Genomic DNA, 5,330 nt, shown 5'->3' on the forward strand with positions numbered 1-5,330 from the left:
CGGAACTGTTCCGCAGCGACACGAAGTTCGACGCGCACTGCGGTTGGCCTGCGTTCTTCTCACCGCTGGCCGGAGATCGCGTCGAGCTGATCGAGGACGTGTCGCTCGGCATGCGGCGCGTGGAGGTGCGCTGCGCGCGGTGCGGCTCGCACCTCGGTCACGTCTTCGAGGGTGAGGGCTTCCCGACGCCGACCGACCAGCGCTACTGCATCAACGGTGTGAGCCTGCGGCTCGTCCCTGACGCATCCTGACCCGCGGACCCCAGACAGCGACCCGCGGGCCCCAGAAACTGACCCGCGGTCAGGGAAGGGTGTCGACGAGCTCGGCGACGGTGCGCAGCCGACCCGTGTAGAACGGGATCTCGTCGCGCACGTGCAGCCGCGCCTTCGAGGCCCGCAGCTCGCGCATGAGGTCGACGATGCGGTGCAGCTCGTCGGCCTCGAACGCGAGCAGCCACTCGTAGTCGCCGAGCGCGAACGACGCGACCGTGTTGGCCCGGACGTCGGGGTACGGCGCCGCCATCATGCCGTGCTCGCGCAGCATCTCCCGGCGCTCGGCCTCGGGCAGGACGTACCAGTCGTACGACCGCACGAACGGGTAGACGCAGAGGTACGCCTTGCCTCCAGGCTCGGTCATGAACGCCGGGGCGTGCGAGCGGTTGAACTCCGCCGGGCGGTGCAGCCCCATCTGTGACCAGACCGGAGCCAGTCGCTCACCCAGGGCCGTACGGCGGAACGCATGGTAGGCGTCCTGGAGCGCGTCGGCGCTCACGGCGTGCCACCAGATCATGACGTCGGCGTCCGCGCGCAGCCCTGCGACGTCGTACGCACCCCGCACGACCACGTCGGCGTCGGCCAGCTCCGCGAAGAGCTCCTCGACCTCGGCGATCACCTTCGTCCGGTCCGCGATCTCTCCGAACGGCGTCTCCAAGCGGAACACCGACCACATCGTGTAGCGGATCGTCGCGTTCAGGGCCTCGTGGTCAACCTCGGGCGTCGTCATGGCTTCATTGTCCCCCTCGGCCCACGGGCCCCTCGAGGTGGTCGCAGATGCTCCGGGCGGCGGCCTGGGCGGATGCGACGACCGCCGGGATCCCGACCCCGCCGTACGCCGCGCCGCACACGGCAAGCCCGGGCGTCCGGCCGACGGCGTCGGAGATCTGGTCGACTCGGGCGAGGTGCCCCACGGTGTACTGCGGCAGACCACCGCCCCAGCGCTGGACATCCGCGTCCACCAACGGCCCCCGGAGGCCGATGGCCTCGGCGAGGTCGGACACCGCCGTCGCCACGAGGTCGGCGTCCTCACGCTGGAGGACGTGCTCCTCACCCGCCCGGCCGAGAGAGGCGCGCAGGATCATCAGGTCACCGGTCCGGCGCCCCAGCCAGCCCCACTTCCACGACGAGAACGTCGCCGCCTTGATCGCCTTCCCCTCCACGGGCGGGACCAGGAAACCCGATCCTGCGGCGTTGGCGGCCACCTGGTCGCGGGGCACGGCCAGGGTGACGATCGCCATCGAGGCGTAGTCGACCTCACGCAGCAGCCGCGCCGCCACCGGGACGCACGGCGCCAGCAGCCGCGCAGCAGGCGCAGCCGGGGTCGCGACGACCACGGCATCGACCTCCACCACCTCGGCGGCGTTGGCGGGGCCGACGACCAGGCGCCACCGACCGAAGCCCAGCGCGCTGATCTCACGCACGGTCGCGCGGGAGCGTACGACGATGCTCGGGTGGTCGACCACCGCGGCGGGCAGCTGCCACATCCCGCCCTCGAGGCCCGCGAAGACCGGCGGAAGATCCTTCGGCGCCGCTGCCGACTGCTCGGCGGCGGCGTGCGCGAGACGCCGTCCGCGGTGGTGGAGCGCCCAGATCGCCGGCGCGGCCGCACGCACGGAGAGCTCCGAGGCGTGACCGGCGTACACACCGCCGAGAAGCGGCTCGACCAGCATGTCGACGACCTCCCGCCCCAGACGCCGCCCCACGTACGACGCGACAGACACGTCGTCGGCGGGCTCGGGCAACGGCAGGTCGGCGCGGGCGCGCAGCATGCCGGCGCGACTGAGGACGTGGGTCTCGGCGAGCGCGTCGAGGTCGGTGGGAACGCCCATCACCGACGGCGGGATCGGGCGCATCTCACCGCGCGCCCAGAGTGCCGCCGCGACCGGCTCGGGATGGACGAGACGCTCCCCGAGACCCACCTCGCGGGCCAGACGCACCGCCTCGGGACGCCGGTTGAGCATGGACTCCGCCCCGACGTCGACCGTGATCCCGGCGACCTCCGTGCCCGCGAGCTTGCCTCCGACCCGGTCAGAGGCCTCGAAGAGGGTCACGACGGCGTCGGGCAACGCCTCCACCACGGCGCGCGCTGCCGTCGCGCCCGCCAGGCCGCCACCGACGACCGCCACGCGCACGGGGGACCTCACCGGCACGCTCAGCGCAGCTCGTAGGCGTGGACGTGGTCGACCAGGCGCTTGAGGGCATCGGGGTCGGTGGCGGGGAGCACGCCGTGACCCAGGTTGAACACGTGGCCGCGTGCCTTGCTCCCGGCATCGAGGATCGCATCGGCCTTGGCCTTCATGATGTCGTCGGGTGCGAACACGACCGTCGGGTCGAGGTTGCCCTGGACCGACCGGCCCGGACCCACCCGTGCGATCCCGTCGTCGAGCGCGACCCTCCAGTCGACGCCTACGACGTCGGCTCCCGCGTCACCCATCTCGGTGAGCAGCTCGCCGGTGCCGACACCGAAGTGGATGCGCGGCACATCGAGGTCGGCGACCGCATCCAGCACAGTCTTCGCGTACGGCTTGACGTAGCGGACGTAGTCCTCACGGGAGAGCGAGCCGGCCCAGGAGTCGAACAGCTGCACCGCCCGGGCACCGGCCTCGACCTGCACCCGCAGGAACGCGGCCGCGATCGAGGCGAGCCGGCCGAGCAGCGCGTCCCACGTCTCCGGGTCCCGGTACATCAGCTCCTTGGTCAGCCGGTGGTCGCGCGACGGCCCGCCCTCGATCAGGTACGAGGCCAGCGTGAACGGTGCGCCGGCGAAGCCGATCAGCGGCGTGTCGCCGAGCTCGCCGACGAGCCCGCGCACGGACTCCGTGACGTACTCGACGTCGCTCGGCTCCAGGTCGCGCAGCTGCTTGGCAACGGCCTTGGCCGTACGGATCGGCGTCGCGACGACGGGGCCGGTGCCGGGGACGATGTCGAGATCGACTCCGATCGCCTTCAGCGGCACCACGATGTCGGAGTAGAAGATCGCGGCGTCCACGCCGTACCGGCGCACCGGCTGCATCGTGATCTCGACGACCATCTCGGGCCGCGTGCACGACTCGAGCATCGGGACGCCCTCGCGGAGCTTGCGGTACTCCGGGAGAGAACGCCCGGCCTGACGCATGAACCACACGGGCACATGGGTGGGCTTCTCCCCCCGGCACGCGGCGAGGAAGGCACTGGTCGTCTTCGGCGTCGTCCCGTCCTTCGCAGGGCTGGGCGCGGCCGTGGTCGACGACGAGGCCTCGGGCTTGTCGTCCTTCTGCGGGGCACTCACCCTCCGATCCTCGCAGGTCGAACGGCGCGTCGCTGCGTCAGGTCTGACGCTCCGCGAACTATGGTGGAGGCATGGCAGCACGCAACGAGCTCGACGGTCAGCCGTCCGAGTTCATCGAGGCTGTCGCTGCCCTGCGAGACGCGGAGCTACGTCCCGAGGTGGTCTGCGAGGAGCTGGCAGCACCCCGTCGGATCGCGCCGTACTCGTACGCGCAGAGCGGCGATGTCACCGCCGATGGCGACGAGGTCGGCACCGGCCGGCTCGTCCTGCTCCACGACCCGGCGGGCAACGACGCCTGGCAGGGCACGTTCCGGCTGGTGACGTTCGCCCGCGCCGAGGTCGACGCCGAGATGGCCAGCGACCCCGTGCTTCCCGAGGTCGGCTGGAGCTGGCTGGTCGAGGCGCTGTTCTCCCAGGGCGCCTCGTACGTCGCGCCCAGCGGGAGCGTCACGACCGTCCGGACGGAGGGCTTCGGAGGGATGGAGGAGGACGGCTCCAGCGCGCAGCTGGAGATCAGAGCCTCGTGGACACCCCTGTTCGGCACCGGTGACACCCTCGCCTCGCACGCCGTCGCGTGGAGCGAGCTCTTGTGCACCGTGGCCGGGCTCCCCCCGCTGGCCCCTGGTGTGCTGACCCTGCCCCGACGCGGGCGCGAGGGACGGCCGCCGCGGTGACCTCCGAACCCGACGACTCCCCCACCGAGGAGGTCGTCCTCCCGCCCCTGCAGCTGCACGACCCCCTCCCGGCGGTGGTCGACGACGCCCAGGCCCTCCAGCGCGTGCTGGACGCCCTCCGCCACGGGACCGGCCCGGTCGCGATCGACGCGGAGCGCGCCTCCGGATACCGCTACTCGCAGCGGGCGTACCTGATCCAGCTGCGCCGTGAGGGAGCTGGGACGGCTCTGGTCGACCCGATCGCGTTCGAGGACCTCCATGAGCTCGACGACGTGCTCGCCCCCACCGAGTGGATCCTCCACGCGGCCACCCAGGACCTGCCGTCTCTCGCGGAGGTCGGCCTGCGCCCCCGTGCGCTCTTCGACACCGAGCTCGCCGGCCGACTCCTCAACCTCCCGCGCGTCGGCCTGGCTGCGCTCGTCCAGGACGTGTACGGGATGAGCCTGGCCAAGGAGCACTCCGCCGCCGACTGGTCACGACGGCCGCTCCCCGAGCCGTGGCTCGTGTACGCCGCCCTCGACGTCGAGCCTCTCGTCGGGCTGCGCAACGCCCTCGAGGAGCGCCTCGAGCGGGCCGGCAAGCTGGAGTGGGCCCACGAGGAGTTCCAAGCACTTCTCCACTTCGCCGGTCCCGCAGTCCGGACGGAGCCGTGGCGGCGGACGTCCGGCATCCACAAGGTCCGTGGGCCGCGACGGCTCGCGCTCGTGCGAGCCCTGTGGGAGGCGCGCGACGTCATCGCCCGCGAGCGCGACGTAACCCCGGGGCGGATCCTCAACGACGCCGCGATCGTCACGATCGCCCGCACCGCGCCGGCGAGCCGCCAAGAGCTGCGTGACCTGGAGGTCATGCGCAGCCGCGGAGCGCGCCGCTACCTCGACACATGGGACAGTGCCCTCGCCGCCGCCCGGGACCTGCCGGAGTCAGAGCTGCCCTCCAACGCGTCGAGCGACGCCGACGGTCCTCCGCCTGCTCGTGCGTGGCCCGAGCGGAACCCTGAGGCTGCCGCCCGGTTGGCGGCGTACCGGACCGCTCTGACGGCGATCGCCGAGCGCCACGACCTGCCTCTCGAAAACCTTCTGACACCCGACATCCTCCGGCGGCTCGCCTGGGACG

6 protein-coding genes are annotated in these 5,330 nt (G+C 72.2%); 3 read left to right on the top strand and 3 right to left on the bottom strand.

What is annotated here, in order from left to right; genetic code table 11:
• The coding region (locus tag PV363_RS15690; RefSeq protein ID WP_301022817.1) for a peptide-methionine (R)-S-oxide reductase at positions 1–251 on the top strand (251 nt) is incomplete at its 5' end.
• A 49-nt stretch (positions 252–300) separates the two neighbouring features.
• Here the strand turns inward: PV363_RS15690 and hemQ are convergent.
• From hemQ to hemE, 3 genes are read right to left on the bottom strand one after another with little or no spacing between them, the layout of a single operon-like run.
• Entirely contained in the window at positions 301–1,002 is a 702-nt protein-coding gene (gene hemQ, locus PV363_RS15695) for a hydrogen peroxide-dependent heme synthase (protein ID WP_301022818.1), read from the bottom strand.
• Between the two features lie 4 nt (positions 1,003–1,006).
• On the bottom strand, positions 1,007–2,419 hold the full coding sequence (gene hemG / locus PV363_RS15700; RefSeq protein ID WP_301022819.1) for a protoporphyrinogen oxidase: 1,413 nt from the start codon (positions 2,417–2,419) through the stop codon (positions 1,007–1,009).
• Positions 2,420–2,427: 8 nt separating this feature from the next.
• Positions 2,428–3,543, bottom strand: a complete 1,116-nt coding sequence (hemE, locus tag PV363_RS15705) for a uroporphyrinogen decarboxylase (RefSeq protein WP_220347111.1) — start codon at positions 3,541–3,543, stop codon at positions 2,428–2,430.
• Positions 3,544–3,614: 71 nt separating this feature from the next.
• Here hemE and PV363_RS15710 point away from each other — a divergent pair, with 71 nt between their 5' ends.
• Together PV363_RS15710 and PV363_RS15715 are read left to right on the top strand one after the other, a co-directional pair.
• Positions 3,615–4,217, top strand: coding sequence for a DUF3000 domain-containing protein (locus PV363_RS15710; RefSeq protein WP_220344502.1), 603 nt, complete (start codon positions 3,615–3,617; stop codon positions 4,215–4,217).
• On the top strand, positions 4,214–5,330 hold a 1,117-nt coding region (locus tag PV363_RS15715), incomplete at its 3' end, for an HRDC domain-containing protein (RefSeq protein ID WP_301022820.1). The genes PV363_RS15710 and PV363_RS15715, both read left to right, overlap by 4 nt.

The organism is Mumia sp., assembly GCF_028803055.1.
In the GTDB taxonomy this organism is placed as follows: Bacteria; Actinomycetota; Actinomycetes; order Propionibacteriales; family Nocardioidaceae; genus Mumia.

What these genes read in the sequence shown, in the direction of transcription:
- hemQ (WP_301022818.1), bottom strand. Translation starts at nt 1,002, where the DNA reads ATGACGACGCCCGAGGTTGACCACGAGGCCCTGAACGCGACGATCCGC.
- PV363_RS15710 (WP_220344502.1), top strand. Translation starts at nt 3,615, where the DNA reads ATGGCAGCACGCAACGAGCTCGACGGTCAGCCGTCCGAGTTCATCGAG.